Here is a 14,898-nt window from a genome sequence, read left to right as displayed (position 1 = left end):
AGTTTCTGCTTTTTTTGCTGGAACCCTTTCATGTTTGATATGCCTATAACGCGCTGGCAGGTGGGTGGTCTAGGGACTATTTTGCTGCTGTTGGCGATGCCCCTTGCTGCGCAAGATGCTGATGTGCAGTTGCGTTTGCAACAGAGTCTGGATCAGCAGGCTGAAACGCTGGAGCGGCGCTTACTGGCTGATGAAGACTATCAGCCCGCCGGACAGCCACAACTGATTATTGAAGGCCGCGCGTATCCTGTTGGGGATAATGTTGATGATCTGGGGCGAGCACTCTATGTGGCGCTACAGCAACGTCAGTGGTCGGCGGTGGTGTATTTTCTGCCGCGCTATGCGGCATTAGCGGATGCGGATCCGATGCTGTTGGCCTTTGCGCAAGGCTCATTGGCACGGGCACAGGGTGATTTACGTGGTGCAGAAGCGTTTTTCCGGCAGTTGCTGGTATTACAACCTGGGTTTCTGCCGGGACAACTGGAATTAGCACGGGTGTTGTTCGAGAACCATAAAAATCGCGAAGCCTATCAGCGGTTTGAGCAGATCAGCGCACAGTTGGATCCATTGGACACACGCCAGACCGGTGTGCGGCGCACGGTGGCTAGCTTTCTGCAGGCGTTGGATCAACGCCATGCCTGGCAGGGATCGGTGGCCTTGGGACCTATCTGGAATGACAACCTGAATCAGTCCTCGGGTAGTCGTACCTGTCTGCTGGAGCAGGGTGGGATCTGCTATTACGAGCGCAAAGTGCCGGATGCGGTGGCCGCCACGGGTGTGGATTATGAGTTGAGTTTGAACCGTCAGTTCAGCTTGTCAGGGCATCATGGCATGTATGTGCGTGCGCTCTGGTATGGACAGTCTTATGAAGATACCCGCGAGTACAATGAGAGTACCTTGAATCTCCAGTTGGGGTACCGTTATCAAAACCAGCGTGATCAGTTTCGCTTGGCTCCGTTGGTCGAATTTACGGCTCAGGGTGATCAACTGTTGCATGATGCCTGGGGCCTGCAAGCCGAGTGGCTGCATCATCTGACCCCCCGGCGAGTGTTCAAGCTGGAGGGTAGTTCTCGGGTACTCGATTACAAGGACTCCAGGTTTGATCGCTATAAGGGTCCATCACATGCATTGTATGCGACCCTCTGGCAGGTGCTACCCAATGACTGGACGCTGTTTGGCGGTCTGGATTGGCAGTACCGTGATGCGGATGATGACACCTTGGCCTACAAGCAGCCTGGCGTGCGAATAGGGGGGGCGGCACCATTGAGTCCGCACCTGCATACAACTCTGCTGTTGTCACATCGTGAACGGCGTCACCAGGCATTTAGTGCGGTACTGGGTGAGCGGCGGGAGGACGATGAACAGAGCCTGACACTGATATTGCGTGCGCCGACCTTACAGATCGCTGGATTTGAGCCGGTGTTGACCTTGCGTCATCGTAAAACACGCAGCAATGTTGATTGGCTTTACAGCCATGATCGAAACCAGGTTAGCCTGAAGCTGGAGCGACGTTTTTGAGCTTGAATAAAGCTAGGTGATCAATTGTAGGTTCGGTATAGCATCAGGCAGGCCTGTAGGGCTTTAACCATATATTTTTCTACTGATGAGATGGAAACCCCCAGGCGTTCAGCAATGTCTTTGTAACTCAGCCCTTCGAACTGCCGCAGCAGCAGTGTTTGACGCACCTTTTCCGGCATACGATGCAACATCGTATCAATCTCTGTCAGCGCCTGAATCATTTGCAGGTGTTCTTCAAGTGAGGGTGCCAGGTACTCAGGCTGGTTTTTCAGGTACACCAGGTAGGCATCTTCAATACGCTTGCGCCGATAGAGATCGATGACCAGCCCTTTACTGACATGGGTGAGGAAGCGGCGGGCATCTTGCTGTTCAGGTAGACGGCCACTGGTCAGTAAGCGCAGATAGGTATCCTGTATCAGATCGGCGGTGGTATGTGGGCAGCCGACACGGCGCTGAATAAAGCGCGACAGCCAGTCGCTGTGGGCAACATAGAGTTCACCAATAGCCTGGGTTTGTGCAGTAGGGCTTGCTGACATGAAACACACTCCTCGACAGACAGATTTGCAGGGTTTATGCAAACGCTAATCATTATTATTTAAAATCTGTCGGAGTGCAATGTTAGCTGAGTAATTTAGCCACCGTATATTTTGAGAGAGGACTTGTCTGCGGGTTCATGTTTACAGTTCTGGTCGCGCCAACTGATTTTGATAGAGAGACGGTTTACGCCGGCTTCTTTGCTGGCCAGCAGATCTAAATTGAGCAGGCCTTCCGGCTTCAGCTTGATTTTACCACTGCCATCATCGAGCTTGATTGTGCCTTGTTCAAACCCTTCGACTAAGGCGTTGAGAATGCAGCTAATTTGATCCGGTTTCTGTAACGATTCATGATGAAAGGATCGTTTCTTACTCATATCAAGCCTCATTTCGTTGAATCCGTGTACAACTGTGTGGCGAGTTTATGCAGTCCCTGAGGGGAAAAGCACTTAGCCGCAGGAGCGTCACTGCTGATGCCGACAACCCAGCCCTGTGGATAAAACAGCGTGACTGCTGCGCCACTGCCTTGCAGCGTTTCTTGCTGGCGAGATACCTGGTTTAAGGTCACGTCACATTCGAAATGTATCATATTAGCGCGAAAAGTGATGCGTTGTCCTTGATGTAAATTGCGGTGTCCATGGACCAGAGCATGAATACCAGCCTGATGCAGTGCCTGACGGCTGCTGGCTGTTAAGGGTGGATCCTGCCGACGGTACTTGGTACGCAGCATGTTACCCAGCGGGCCAAAATACAGCGAAAAGGCTTCACCCTGACGCGCAACTTGAAAGTCGCTGTTCAAGGTCTGCCAGTCCTCCCGAGCCAGGCGCTGCGCCATGCTATCGTCACAACCGGCATGTACAAACACAAAGCTGCCGCGTCGGCACAGTAGTTGTTGGCGCTCGGTGAACCAGTAGAACTCACCGTCTGGTTCCATAAACTGCTGCTGCCAGCGTTGCAGCGCGGCATAGATCTGTTGCAGCGTTAGACTGGCTGTGGTGGCGGCCTGGAAAAAACGTTGTTTGCGGGCTTCCAAGCGTTCCAGTTCCAGGTTGATCTGGGCTGGGCTCAAGTGGCTGGTGGCCGCTTGGCGAAAACGGTCTGGCCAGTCTTCAGAGGGCAGTAAAATTTGGCGACATTCGGCTTCGGTGGGTAGTTTCTGCAGTTCTTCGGTTGAGAGTGGGTACTCACTGAGTAGCTCGACACAGAAGGGCATGATTTTACTGCCTAAACGTAGCAGGAAGTGTCCATTGCGGGAGCAATCGGGTTGTTTTAGCGATTGAATGGCTAGCTGCAGTCGCAAGTCGTGGTTGCCACTGAGCAGTGTTAGTGGGATTTGCCAGTCGATCAGTTGTCGAATCAGACGTAGCAGTGGCAGGTTGGCGGGACCCTTGTCGAGGCAGTCACCGCCAATGATGATTTCAAAAGCTGGCATATGACAGACAGGGGTTAAGTCACCTGGAGCCGGTCCATGGCGGGCAAATAGCCCACTGGCGACTAGCGAGGCAGACAGGGCTTCTGCATCGGCATGCAGATCGGTGATAAACACCACCAGCTGTTCAGGCCATTGCCAGGCAACTGGGTCTGCTAGCCTGAGGAGTTGGTCGGTCAGGGCAGGTTGAGCTGGCCCCACCAGTTGCCAGTTACCAGGGGCGTTATCTAACCAGTTACACGCCGTATCGGGCAGTTTGGCAGCTAGCCAGTTACGCCCTTGGTAGCTAGGCAGTGGTGGTGTAGGTGTGAAGCTGGCCGACATGACATCAGCCCCTGAGTTGGGTCAGGGTATAATCTGCCAGACGTGCTGCCAGATCAATGTTGCTGCCGGTATGGGAGCCCTTGAAGCCACCCAGTGCTGAAACCTCAAACACTACCGGTCCATCCTGGCACATGGCAACGTCAACAGTGGCATAGTCCAGATCAAAGGCGGCCTGTGCCCGACGTGCGACCTCAATGGTGTCTGGATCGGGCTGGCAGGGCGCATAACGGCCACCACTGTGGATGGTCGTATTCCAGGCTTTTTTGTCGGCGATGCGCGCATACGCCCCTTGGTATTCACCGTTAATGAAAACCAGCCCCATATCTTCACCCTGTAGATCTATCTGTTGCTGTAAGTAAAGCACGGGGTGTCGGGTTTTGTAGCGGATTAGTTCGGATTCGAGTACTTTGCGGCCCTGATCTGCATTGAGTACTTGCATGCCTCGGGCTTTGGTGGAAAACAATGGTTTCAGAATGGCGCGACCCCAGCTCTCAATCTGCTGTAGCGCCGTTTCCACGGACTCTGTTACCAGTGTGGGCGGCATGGGGATTTGGTGGTTATGCAGTGTAACTGTGCAAGCCAGCCGATCCAGCAGGCGGATGAGACTATGGGCGGAGCTGAAGATACGCACACCGGCATGTTCGGCTACCCGCAGCATTTCCAAGCGTTCAATACAGACTGGGCTGTAGTCGGTTCCTACCTTGCGGATGATGATGCCATCCAGATCGCAAAGATTGTGTTGCTCAAACAGTAAGCGTCCAGATGTCAGGTCCAGTGCGGTTTGGGATAGATCGGCGATCAGGCGAAACCCTGTGCGCTGTTGCAATGCAGTTGCTAGCACTTCAGTTGACCATTTACCGGGGTTCCCGATAACGGCAATTCGGGGCTTAGACATTCAGTATTTCCTTAAGGGGCAATGGATAGTCTTCGCTATCCTGATGTGCAATCAGATGCTCCAATAGATAAAAGCCCCGCTCGAACAGGGAGCGGGCATGGGCTTCATCCAGAATAAAGCGGGTCGAAGTAATTAAGCTGCGCGCCAGTCCTAGCGCCATGCGTTTTTTAAAGCTGGCGTCTTTTTGGGATTCAGCAAAGCTGGCCGTGGTCTCATACAGGCGCGTGGAAATATGCTCAATACAGGTCCTGGAGTGCTGATCAAACAAGGGCAGGCGCAATCCAGAAACAATAAAGACCGAGACATCCTGTACGTAATCCATATAGCCTGAGCGATGCAGGTCAATAAAGCGTAGCTGCTGCTTAACCTGTTCATAGAGGATATTGTCCAGGTTGAAGTCACCGTGGATGTAGACGGCAAAGGGCGCCGGAAGCTTTTCATCCAGTCTGGCGGCCTGATTCAATAGTTGTTCAAGTGCCGGGCGTTTGACTTCGCCAATCAGGGTGTTGGTCGAGTTAAAGCTCGGATGAATACTGAGGACGGCTGGAAGGCGTTTTTGCAGTTGTTGAATATAGGCTGGTGATACCTTCTGTTTGCGCTTGGTTGACTGCCAGATTTTCGGCAGCATATCGCACATTAACTCCATGGCTTCAGACAGGGGTTGTTCAGCTTGCTTGAGCACCAGTTGTTCCAGGGTGTTGCCAGGCAGGTGTTCAATAATCAGGGCACCGGAGCTGCCCTTGTGGTGCTGTGATAAAACCTGAGGGGCAATGCCTGGAATAATTTCATTCCAGCGTTCCAGTCCGCGGCGCTCTTCCTGTACTTTGCGCAGCGCCCCTTCCTTGAGCACGCCGATAAACTGGTCGTCATCTTGAGATATGGCCGAAATGGCGCTGCCTGAGCGGGTTTCAGCAATGGTTTCCAGGGTTAGGTTATCCCACTCGTCATGGCCCATGCTGGAAACCATCGCCTGCAGCGATAAAAACTGCTTCATGTTCATCGGCTGGCCAAGCAAAACAGCTAACAGAGATTCGCTGATATTGATCAGGGCGGAGCCCATATCCATGATATGACGAGCAAGAAACAGGCTGCTGATCAGCGCTTCGGTTTGCTTGTGTTTTTTCAGTGCGGCCAGGTGAGAAGCGCGGGCGTGTTTGTAAAAACGCACCAGCTTCTGCTGTACCTTGCCTATATCCAGAGCGGCGTGGGTGTCGTTGGACACCATGATCTGTTCTACCAGATGCAGTGCCTTGTCAATTTGTTTCAGGCGTTTGCGATACTTGTGCTTTTGCAGCATCTGGCGATGCTTGAGGTGCTGCAGTTCTCTGGCAGACTCCCGGCAGAGGCTGGTAATCCGCTCCAACTCATCGGCCAGGTCACCGGCGGCCTTGAGTGACTGGGGATCATAGCGCTCACTGTCACTGAAGGCTTTCAGACAGCGAATGTGGGTGCGCTGTTTCAGGTTATAGCTGTGTCCACTGCGTTCCGTGATGGCGCGCGCCAGCGTTGCCGAAGGGGAATCCAGCAGCAGAATCAAATTCTGCAACTGGGTTCTAACCTCAGCCAGCAGAAAAATAAGCTGCTGTTTGACCTCTTTTGGCAACGCCAGGTTCATGCTATCGCTCTGTATTGATTAGGTGTTCAGGTCTAATCATAGCGATAGGGCTGGCAGGATGCTACTTCACAAACAGTTGTCTGGGAAAATCACACAGCATTTCCACCCCAGTTTCGGTAATCAAAATGCTTTCGGTGATTTCGATACCCCAGTCTTCCTGCCAGATACCAGGCATAAAGTGAAAGGTCATACCGGGCTGCAGCAGCGTTTCATCTGATGCCCTGAGGCTGGAGGTTCGCTCACCCCAGTCCGGTGGATAACTCACGCCGATAGGGTAGCCGCAGCGTGCACCCTGGCGATCTATACCATATTTTTCCATTACCCGGTCGAGGGCGTGGGCGATATCGCAGGCTCGGTTACCAGGCTTGGCCTGCTCCAATCCGGCATCTATGGCTTCCAGCAGGGCTTTTTCGGCATTCAGAAACCGCTGGCTGGGTTTACCCATGTAAAGGGTCCGTGACATGGGCGCGTGATAGCGCTTATAGCAACCGGAGATTTCGAAAAACGTACCTTCATTGGCTCGAAAGGGGCGCTCATCCCAGGTGATATGGGACGCTGAGGCTTCCTTACCCGAGGGAAGTAGCGGCACTATGGAAGGATAATCCCCACTGTGCCCATCGACACCGGCAATCGCTGTTTCATAAATCTGTGACACCACAAAACTCTTGGGTACACCGACTCTGGCGACATCCAGAATACGCTGGTGTATTTTCGAGGTGATTTTACCGGCAATTTTCATGAACTCTATTTCTTTGTCGGACTTGATCGCCCGGCACCAGTTCACCAGATTATAACTGTCGACAAAGCGTGCTTCCGGTAGAGCCAGCCGCAACGAACGGTGGGCATCCGCGGTATAGTAGTAATTGTCCATCTCGGTAGCGATGGTGGCACCGCTCCAGCCATTTTCAATGAAGATATTCTCTGCAATCCAGGTCATCGGATGCTTTTCGAGGTTTTGAACATACTCTTCCGGATAGCTGGTCAGGTTTTCCTTTTTCATAAAACAGCGCAACAGCGCGGCACTTTCATCCATGCGTCGTCCAAACCAGATAGGCTCTTCATGGTCGACATGAAGGATCACCCCCTGATGAACGTAAAAGGACCAGCCATCATAGCCGGTCAACCAGTTCATATTGCCAGGATCGGTCGCAATCAGGACATCCACTTTGCGGGTGCGCATCTCGCGACGAACTTTTCTAACCCGCTGGAGGTATTCTTTCTTCGTAAATGCCAGTTTCACCCGGTTACCCCCTTCCGCTCACGCTGATAGATTATTTACTTCAGTTAATTTTATTTTCCTGAGAGTTCAAGCATAAGTTGCATCGTCTGGCAGTTCAAATCATTACTGTTCTGAAAACGACATCCTTAGGTGGATTGTGTCTATCGGCGACATATTTCTATATCAGGGTAATTCTGCTGGAGGTTTCATGTAAGGCAGATTGCCGGTCAGGGACAGCAAAAACGCCTTGAGATCATCCAGTTCATCTTGGGACAGTTCTAGCGGTTTGATTCGCGGCGAAAGCTGTGCCAAGGGAATGTCAGGGTCTTTGTCCCGTAGCGCAGCGTTTTGCCACCAGCCGATGTTGTAGAGCGACAGTAACAGGTCAAGATCACTGGCAAAACCATTGTGCATGTAGGGAGCGGTTGCACTCAGACCCCTGAGTGGCGGTGTGCGGAAAGCACCGACATCTTCAGGCGCTCCGCTGATCTGATAGCGTCCCTGAAAATTACCGACGCGCTCAAATGAGGTGCCTAGGTGATGGTACTGCTGGTCACTCAGTAAGGCCCCCTGGTGGCAGTTCATGCAGCGCGCCTTGGTGCGAAACAGGTGCAGACCACGCACCTGAGCATCACTGAGAGCCTGAGTATCACCCTTTAGAAAGCGATCATAGGGGGCGTCGAGCATATTCACGCTGCGCATAAACGTCGCAATGGCAGATGCGATGCGTTCAACGGTCACTTCGGTATCGCCAAATGCGGCTTCAAACAGGGGAGCGTAACCCGCTATAGCTGACAGCTTTGCTGCTGAAACGTCCACATCACCCGCCATCTCAATGGGATTGGTCCAACTGGCGATAACCTGTTCTTCCAGGCTGGCCGCACGACCGTCCCAGAATACCTCATGCAGAAAAATACTGTTGACGATGCTGGGGGCGTTCATGTCACCCTGTTGCCGGTTGTGACCGATGGACACACGTCGACCATCTGCCCAGCCTAAGTCTGGATCATGGCAGGAGGCGCAGGCGATCTGATCAGACGCTGATAAGCGGCGTTCAAAGAACAATTGTTTACCCAGCGTGATGCGCTCGGGCGTCACGCTGGACCAGACGGGTAAACTGTCTGGCGCCGGCAGCGGTGCGAGTTCCATGGCATCAATCCCCGCATCGGTTTCAGCCGCGGGCCAGAGCGACTGAGGTTGCCGGTACGCCTCTATCAGTGGGTCAGACGCGGCGTGTGATGGACTCATGAATAGGGCCATCGCCAGACTGTAAATGAATAGCTTCAATGGCATGGCATCACCTAGAACTTGTAGCCCAGTTCTAGCCAATACTGACGACCGACACCAAATAGCTGCACATTGGATTCAGCACTGATGGTGTTCTGGTTGTCGGTGACATTGACCACATCCAGCCGCAGGTAAGGCGAGTTTCTCGATTGCAGCAGGCGCAAATCGATGCTCATGTCCCAGCGCAGCGTGCTGCCCTGCTTATGCACTTCGTATTGTTTTAAGCCAGTGGTGGAGTCGGTGCCGACATTACGCAGTGAGCGATAGCCATTGGTAAGGGCAAACGCATTGCGCAATTGGATGCGGTCATCGCCACTGCGGGTGATCAGATCCAGATTAATACTGACAGGGGTGGCAAAATCATTGGCTGGCAGGTCGCGTTTGAGGATGCGTTTACCTTCAAACCAGACCTCGTCATCAGCACTGTTACTGTTGGACAGATAGCCGGATGAGCTGTTGCCATAGGTGGTGTCTGTCTGCTTATCCATCCAGGAAGCGGAGGTATTGATGGCCCAGTAGGCGCCTAGCCATTCAGCCGGGGTTGAGCGCCAGTAGAGGTCGACCTGATGGGTACGGCTGGAGCCTGAGTTGTCAAACCAGTACATCTGTGTGGTTGCATCATAGCGGGTCCGCACCTGGCGCTCGCCTTTTCGTTCCACCAGCATCAGTCCGGCTTCACCCGACATCAGGGGTCCACTGATACCCAGATTCAGTTCATCATCATAAGGGGTGTCAAGATCCTGATAGAACCAGGTGCGATTCACATCAACTGACTGATACTCGGCATTGGGTGACGTGCGTGAGCGTATCACGATCCGATCGCGTTCCAGCTCTCTGAGACGATAGGCCAGGAAGGATTTGCCATAATAGCGGTTGGCACCGGCGGTAATACGGTAACGCTTGGCAGCATCCAGATAGATACCGGCACTTAAACGCGGTGCCAGATTGGTATTACCCAACCAGTCATCACGCTCCAGACGCAAGCCGGTGCGCCAGAAAAAGCGCTGGTGATCGCCATTCAGTTCCGTAAAAGCGGCGGCATTAAGGTTATTAAACTTGATTTCACCCGCCTGGTAGATCACTTCCCGTGCATGGTATTGATCCGCGGGCGACCAGGATCCCAGCCCGCTTTGTGGCGGCAGGGGTTGCGTGAAGTCGAGCGTATATTCGTTGTAAGTGAAATCATTGAGGCGATTCTGACGGAAGTTGAGCCAGCGCAGCTCACCACCATAGTCGAAGGTTAGCGCATCCGTCAGCGGAGTACTGAGCTTCAGGGTGGATGTCAGCGTACGCTGCTCACTTTCCAGATCACCATAGCCACCGATGATGCCGCCCTGATAGATGGTGGTGTATCGGTACTGATCCAGCACAGCATGTTTAAAATACCGCTCATCTGAACTGATACCTGCGCTGACATTCAGATCCAGTCGGGTATTACCGAAGTGTTGGCCGTAATTGACGCTTAGATTCAGGCCCTGATGCCGACTATCGAAGTCTGAATCCAGGTAGTTAATAAAGAAGGTGTCCTCATCATATTCACTGAAAGCTAAGGAGGCGTTCAACAGATAATCCTGTTCCAGCCAATCCAGGCGGAGCACGCCTGAGCGGGAGTAGGTATCCAGTGAGCGTTCTTCACTGGGTTTGAAAATACGTCCCGTCTGGGCAAAATGGTCGAAATCTATATCCACCACCTGTTTCTGCCAGATACGCGAGGTCTTTTCATCCAGTCCGGCAAAAATACCGATATCTCCGATGCGCGTGGCACCCTGAAGGCTGAGCTGATCCTTGCGGAAGTTGGGCTGAAAGTCACCTGGGACACCTGTAACCGCCTGTGCGGCGCCATCACCAAACTCACCCAGTTGTGCCGGATCGATATGAAAGTTGGTCCAGCTGTCACGGGTACTGCGCTGACTGATGCTAAAGAAGTCTTCACCGTCATAGGACTTGGTTTCGGCCTTGATCACCCCGCCACTGAATCCCCCTTCACTGGCAGACGCATTAACATCAATGACTTCAACCTGGCTGAGAAAGTCGGTATTGAGAAAAATGCCCTGCGAGTGTCCGGCGACATTGGTGTAGTTGCTGGGGTTTTCACGCTGTGCCGGGTCCATCAGATTATCGATAGACGCGCCGTCCAGCATCAGCTTATTCTGATAAGGGGCGGCACCACGAATGGAAAGCTCCGCTGGTTTGATATCACCCTGTTGCAGGCTGGAGCTGCTACTGTCAGCCACCCGAACGGAAGGGATAATGCTGAGCGTTTCAGCTAGATCGCCACGCATGGCATTGCGCATCTCACCGTTTTCAATCGCGGCGTAGCCGTAACCAGTATAAGCCCCTTCAACCTGCATCAGTGGCAGTGCTGCTGCCTGATCATCGGTGGTGTTACTTTGGTTGCGAATCAGAAAGCCACCATTGGCGAGTTGCTCGACCTGCAGTCCGGTGCCGGACAGTAGCAGGCCCAAACCCTGTAGCACGGTATATTGACCGGACAGCCCTGGGCTGGTCATGCCATCCACCAGATCTGGTGAATAGGACAGGAGAATGCCGGTCTGATGGCCGAGGGCGTTGAGTGCCTGGCCCAGGTCGCCATCAGCAATCTCCAACGGATGGACTTCGGCGTGAGCGCTAGTCGCAGCGGCTATGCTGGGTAGTGTCCAGCCAACGAATAACCCCATTCCGAGTGCGCCAAACAAAACTAAACGTGGCAGAGGTTTCGATTTAAAGGGTAGAGCAACCAAGTTGAATGACATGAAAACATCCTCAATAAAACGTCATATACCCACCTTGACGTTTGAGAATGAAAATCAGTCCATATTTTCTTACAATGGCATACCAATACAAATACGAATAGTTATCATTAGTTTTGACGTTTGTGGCTTATGTTGCTAGCATCAATGGCAGGTATGACACTAAATAAAAGGACTTAAATATGAATAGTAAATTGATCGGAATTTTAACACTGGCAGTCGTTCTGTTACCTGTTGGTGCGAATGCAGATCAACAAAGCATTAGATTTATTAGCGACAAATATGGGGAATTTACGTTAGAGCCCATCTGCGTTCGTAACATTGCTCTAGATGAAGTCAAAGATGGCATTTCATCTATCATTTTGAGTCTTAAAGATAGTGACTCTTGTGGAAAGGAGCTGTACGAAAAAATCCTCTCACACGAAGGTGATTATATCTCCATACTCTATGGTGAAAATACAATACTACCTCCGACTCTGCTGTCCAGTAAGATTGATCCGACTTCTGGATTCCGAATAAACATCACAGATCCAGAGCTGGCCACTGAGATTTATGATGTTCTGAGCGGAAGCTCCTGACCGAAAGAAAGTTACGAGCCCACAGTACAAGCGCAATTTTTCACTAGCTGTCAGGGCGTAGTGAGATCCAGTAGCGTGAGCGCTGTTCCAGAATGATGGGCAGGCTGTGGCTGAGGCTTTCCAATACTCGGTGGGTATCCTGAATCGGGTAGCTGCCAGAGACGCGGAGGGTATCCAGTGCAGGATCGAGTCGGATGACGCCGCGATGATAACGCTCCAGTTGTTGAACAAACTGCCTTAAAGGCATGCTGTCTGCAATCAGCATGCCCTGTCTCCAGGCGGTGTCTGCAGCTGTTACCTGGCTTTGTGAGACTAACGCCGTGTTGGAGAAAAGCAGTGTTTCGCCAGTAGGAATCAGGTGAGGTTTCTGCACCGGCCCCTGGATCAGCCGTACTTGGCCTGCGAGTACTGCCACCTGGGTGGTTTCGTGCAGCTGACGCACATTAAAAGCGGTTCCCACCGGTGTCAGAACGCCCTGCTGTGTGGTGATTAGCATAGAGCGAGGGAGCTCTGCAGGGGGTGCGGCGGTCTGAATGAAAATTTCACCCTGCAGCAAGTGTATCTGGGTGCTGTGTTGATTGTAGCTTAATCGAATGGCCGTGCGGCTGTTGAGCTCTACTCGGCTGCCACCGGGCAATTGCAGTTCAAGCTGCTCTCCGGTACCCGTGAAGTGTTGATCCTGACCAAGTGTGATCCCTGGCTGACGACTGACCAACCAGCCGCTGCCTGCGCCCATGCAAAGCAATGCCATGACCTTCAGGGAACGTCGACGGCTTTGTCGACCAGGGCTTAGGGTGTTACGAGCCAGCTTGGCTGTTGCAGGTGACAGGACAGACAGCTGCTGCTGAGTGATTTCAATCTGTTGCCAGGCACGTTCATGATCGGGATGTGCTGCACGCCAGCGACGAATGCGCTCCCAACTGTCGGGCTCCGCCTGCATTTGCCAGTCTAGCAGTAGCTCAACTGCATCACGAGCAACACTTTCTGGAAGCGTTTGTGGTGGAGAGTTCATTTTATGATCAGCCTGTCAGATCAGGAAAATAGCAGCGGCTAGTGGCGCGAATCAAGTGACGCTTGACACTGCTGACTGACATGTTCAGTGTCAGGGCTATTTCGTTATAGGTCATGCCATCCAACTGGGCATACAAAAAAGCCTGGCGTGTCAGGGCGGGTAGGCCATCTAAGCGTCGGTCTATTTCCACCAGTAGTTCCAGCAATTGATGTTGCGTCTCAGGTGATGGCGCTTCGGCTTCTGGCAGTTGTTGTAAGGCTTCCAGATACGCTTGTTCAATGCGTTCACGTCGCCAGTGGTCGAGCAGTACCCGTTTGGCAACGGTCATCAGGTAGGCTCTAGGTTCCTGAGCCTGTATCCACTCATCACGTTTCAGCAGGCGTACAAAGGTGTCCTGCAATAGGTCAGAAGCCCTTTGACTGCAGCCCAGGCGCTTGAACAGCCAGCCCAGCAACCATTGCCGGTTCTGGCTGTAGAGTAGGCCCAAGGCATCGCGTGCCTGAGGTTCCTTGAGCATCATGGCGTCGTCTGGGCATCCGCCGTGTTTACTACCGCCTGCAGCAACTCGCTAGCAGGGAGCCACTGATCTGCAAAGTCAGCGGGAAACACGGTTGATGGCTGCAACTGACTGAATGCGGCAACATGAGGGGCCACAGCCTCAGGTTGCTGCTGCCAGTTGACCGGTAGCTCGAATACACTGGCAGCGTAGCTTTGTGCATTTTCCGGACGACTCAACCATGCTGCCAACTGATCGGCGGCTTCCGCATTGGCACCCTGTCGTGTCACGGCAATACCGGAGATATTGGTTTGTACTGGTGTGTTGGGGTCCTGCCAGCCAAATGTCAGGGTATTCAACAGATCGGTATCCGTATCTTGCTGCGCCAACATGGCAAGATAGTAATGATTCACCAGTGCGACATCACAGCTGTCATCCAGGAGGGCGGCAATTTGTGCTCTATCTCCGCCGTTGACAGGCTGCCGCTGGGGATATACGGCCGCGGCCCAATCCTGAGCCATGGCCTCACCTTCAGTTGCTATTAACCAACTGAGGAAGCTGCGGTTGTAGATGTGCATGCCTTCACGAACACAGACACGTGCGTGTTCGGCCAGCTGTATCAGATCTGCAGGTCCGGCAGGCGCATACTGAGAGTCTTTCCAGAGCGCGGCGCGTGCTCTGACACCCAATCCCAGCCATAAGTCATCTCGGGCTTTGAAGCCATCGGGAATATAATCCAGCGCCGCTTGTGGCAAGGGTCTGAGATGATTGGCATCGGCTAAGATTTGGAATCTCATGGCATCGACCAGCACCAGTAAATCTGCTGCTATGCTGTCTGGGTCCTGATGGTACTGGGATAACAGACTATCGCCTGGGTAAATTTTCAGCTGTGTTTCTATTCCAGTTTCTTCACTGAAAGCATCCAGCAGTGGGCGTATAACCGGTTCGGGTCGGTAGCTGTAAACGATCACTTGCATGGGTGTGGATGATGGTTCAGCCGCATCACTGTCAGCGAGATCTTGAGTAGCCTCGTCAATCTCTGAAGCCTCTGCAACTTCTGCAGCCGGTTGTGCTTGCGCTTCTTCCGCTGGTGCATCCGTCGAGGGGTTGCAACCCATCAGCAAGCAGACCATGAGTGCCAGTATTCCCAGACGGGTGGCAAGTGTTTTGATTGGTTCAGCGGTTCTTACAGCAGCGGCTTGGCCCTGAAAACGCATCCTTCAACTCCTTCATCATTAGAGA

General features: G+C 52.8%; 13 protein-coding genes. 2 read left to right on the top strand and 11 right to left on the bottom strand.

The genetic code is table 11. The features are described 5' to 3' along the window. Window positions 1-30 precede the first annotated feature (30 nt). Complete coding sequence (locus tag ACN0R1_RS00140; protein ID WP_417578686.1) at window positions 31-1,518, top strand: surface lipoprotein assembly modifier; 1,488 nt, start codon at window positions 31-33, stop codon at window positions 1,516-1,518. Window positions 1,519-1,538: 20 nt separating this feature from the next. Here the strand turns inward: ACN0R1_RS00140 and ACN0R1_RS00135 are convergent, their stop codons facing one another. The 8 genes from ACN0R1_RS00135 to ACN0R1_RS00100 form a co-directional block, all read right to left on the bottom strand. Next, window positions 1,539-2,054, bottom strand: coding sequence for a sigma-70 family RNA polymerase sigma factor (locus ACN0R1_RS00135; protein WP_417578684.1), 516 nt, complete (start codon window positions 2,052-2,054; stop codon window positions 1,539-1,541). 95 nt (window positions 2,055-2,149) lie between these two features. Beyond that, on the bottom strand, window positions 2,150-2,428 hold the full coding sequence (locus tag ACN0R1_RS00130) for an amphi-Trp domain-containing protein (RefSeq protein WP_417578682.1): 279 nt from the start codon (window positions 2,426-2,428) through the stop codon (window positions 2,150-2,152). A gap of 8 nt (window positions 2,429-2,436) precedes the next feature. Continuing rightward, window positions 2,437-3,804 carry a metallophosphoesterase gene (locus ACN0R1_RS00125; protein WP_417578680.1) on the bottom strand — a complete coding sequence of 456 codons (1,368 nt, stop codon included), beginning with the start codon at window positions 3,802-3,804 and terminating at the stop codon, window positions 2,437-2,439. A gap of 4 nt (window positions 3,805-3,808) precedes the next feature. After that, window positions 3,809-4,699 carry a GAK system ATP-grasp enzyme gene (locus ACN0R1_RS00120; protein ID WP_417578678.1) on the bottom strand — a complete coding sequence of 297 codons (891 nt, stop codon included), beginning with the start codon at window positions 4,697-4,699 and terminating at the stop codon, window positions 3,809-3,811. After that, on the bottom strand, window positions 4,692-6,314 hold the full coding sequence (locus ACN0R1_RS00115) for a phosphotransferase (protein ID WP_417578676.1): 1,623 nt from the start codon (window positions 6,312-6,314) through the stop codon (window positions 4,692-4,694). The genes ACN0R1_RS00120 and ACN0R1_RS00115 overlap by 8 nt, the downstream gene beginning before the upstream one ends. Window positions 6,315-6,375: 61 nt before the next feature. Next, a complete protein-coding gene (locus tag ACN0R1_RS00110; RefSeq protein WP_417578674.1) occupies window positions 6,376-7,554 on the bottom strand; it encodes a M24 family metallopeptidase in 1,179 nt (392 codons plus the stop codon). Between the two features lie 162 nt (window positions 7,555-7,716). Continuing rightward, window positions 7,717-8,826, bottom strand: a complete 1,110-nt coding sequence (locus ACN0R1_RS00105; RefSeq protein ID WP_417578672.1) for a cytochrome-c peroxidase — start codon at window positions 8,824-8,826, stop codon at window positions 7,717-7,719. Window positions 8,827-8,834: 8 nt separating this feature from the next. Next, window positions 8,835-11,573, bottom strand: a complete 2,739-nt coding sequence (locus ACN0R1_RS00100) for a secretin and TonB N-terminal domain-containing protein (protein ID WP_417578670.1) — start codon at window positions 11,571-11,573, stop codon at window positions 8,835-8,837. A 179-nt stretch (window positions 11,574-11,752) separates the two neighbouring features. On the opposite strand from ACN0R1_RS00100, the gene ACN0R1_RS00095 reads away from it, so the two are divergent. Next, complete coding sequence (locus ACN0R1_RS00095; RefSeq protein WP_417578668.1) at window positions 11,753-12,148, top strand: hypothetical protein; 396 nt, start codon at window positions 11,753-11,755, stop codon at window positions 12,146-12,148. Between the two features lie 43 nt (window positions 12,149-12,191). Here ACN0R1_RS00095 and ACN0R1_RS00090 read toward each other — a convergent pair whose 3' ends face one another. Genes ACN0R1_RS00090 through ACN0R1_RS00080 form a run of 3 tightly spaced genes read right to left on the bottom strand, consistent with a single transcriptional unit; the run spans window position 12,192 to window position 14,873 of the window. Then, window positions 12,192-13,160, bottom strand: a complete 969-nt coding sequence (locus ACN0R1_RS00090; RefSeq protein ID WP_417578666.1) for a FecR domain-containing protein — start codon at window positions 13,158-13,160, stop codon at window positions 12,192-12,194. Between the two features lie 7 nt (window positions 13,161-13,167). Then, window positions 13,168-13,680, bottom strand: coding sequence for a sigma-70 family RNA polymerase sigma factor (locus ACN0R1_RS00085; RefSeq protein WP_417578664.1), 513 nt, complete (start codon window positions 13,678-13,680; stop codon window positions 13,168-13,170). Next, window positions 13,677-14,873, bottom strand: a complete 1,197-nt coding sequence (locus ACN0R1_RS00080; protein WP_417578662.1) for a hypothetical protein — start codon at window positions 14,871-14,873, stop codon at window positions 13,677-13,679. The genes ACN0R1_RS00085 and ACN0R1_RS00080 overlap by 4 nt, the downstream gene beginning before the upstream one ends. Window positions 14,874-14,898: the final 25 nt, after the last annotated feature.

This window comes from Nitrincola sp. (assembly GCF_048264025.1).
Lineage (GTDB): Bacteria > Pseudomonadota > Gammaproteobacteria > Pseudomonadales > Balneatricaceae > Nitrincola.
The sequence above is the reverse complement of the archived record's forward strand: the minus strand, read 5'-3'. Positions and strand labels throughout refer to the sequence as shown.

Excerpts from the sequence above, each read along its gene's own strand:
- ACN0R1_RS00100 (WP_417578670.1), bottom strand. The coding sequence starts at position 11,573 with ATGTCATTCAACTTGGTTGCTCTACCCTTTAAATCGAAACCTCTGCCA.
- ACN0R1_RS00105 (WP_417578672.1), bottom strand. The coding sequence starts at position 8,826 with ATGCCATTGAAGCTATTCATTTACAGTCTGGCGATGGCCCTATTCATG.
- ACN0R1_RS00090 (WP_417578666.1), bottom strand. The coding sequence starts at position 13,160 with ATGAACTCTCCACCACAAACGCTTCCAGAAAGTGTTGCTCGTGATGCA.
- ACN0R1_RS00080 (WP_417578662.1), bottom strand. The coding sequence starts at position 14,873 with ATGCGTTTTCAGGGCCAAGCCGCTGCTGTAAGAACCGCTGAACCAATC.
- ACN0R1_RS00120 (WP_417578678.1), bottom strand. The coding sequence starts at position 4,699 with ATGTCTAAGCCCCGAATTGCCGTTATCGGGAACCCCGGTAAATGGTCA.
- ACN0R1_RS00095 (WP_417578668.1), top strand. The coding sequence starts at position 11,753 with ATGAATAGTAAATTGATCGGAATTTTAACACTGGCAGTCGTTCTGTTA.
- ACN0R1_RS00085 (WP_417578664.1), bottom strand. The coding sequence starts at position 13,680 with ATGATGCTCAAGGAACCTCAGGCACGCGATGCCTTGGGCCTACTCTAC.
- ACN0R1_RS00135 (WP_417578684.1), bottom strand. The coding sequence starts at position 2,054 with ATGTCAGCAAGCCCTACTGCACAAACCCAGGCTATTGGTGAACTCTAT.
- ACN0R1_RS00115 (WP_417578676.1), bottom strand. The coding sequence starts at position 6,314 with ATGAACCTGGCGTTGCCAAAAGAGGTCAAACAGCAGCTTATTTTTCTG.
- ACN0R1_RS00125 (WP_417578680.1), bottom strand. The coding sequence starts at position 3,804 with ATGTCGGCCAGCTTCACACCTACACCACCACTGCCTAGCTACCAAGGG.
- ACN0R1_RS00130 (WP_417578682.1), bottom strand. The coding sequence starts at position 2,428 with ATGAGTAAGAAACGATCCTTTCATCATGAATCGTTACAGAAACCGGAT.
- ACN0R1_RS00140 (WP_417578686.1), top strand. The coding sequence starts at position 31 with ATGTTTGATATGCCTATAACGCGCTGGCAGGTGGGTGGTCTAGGGACT.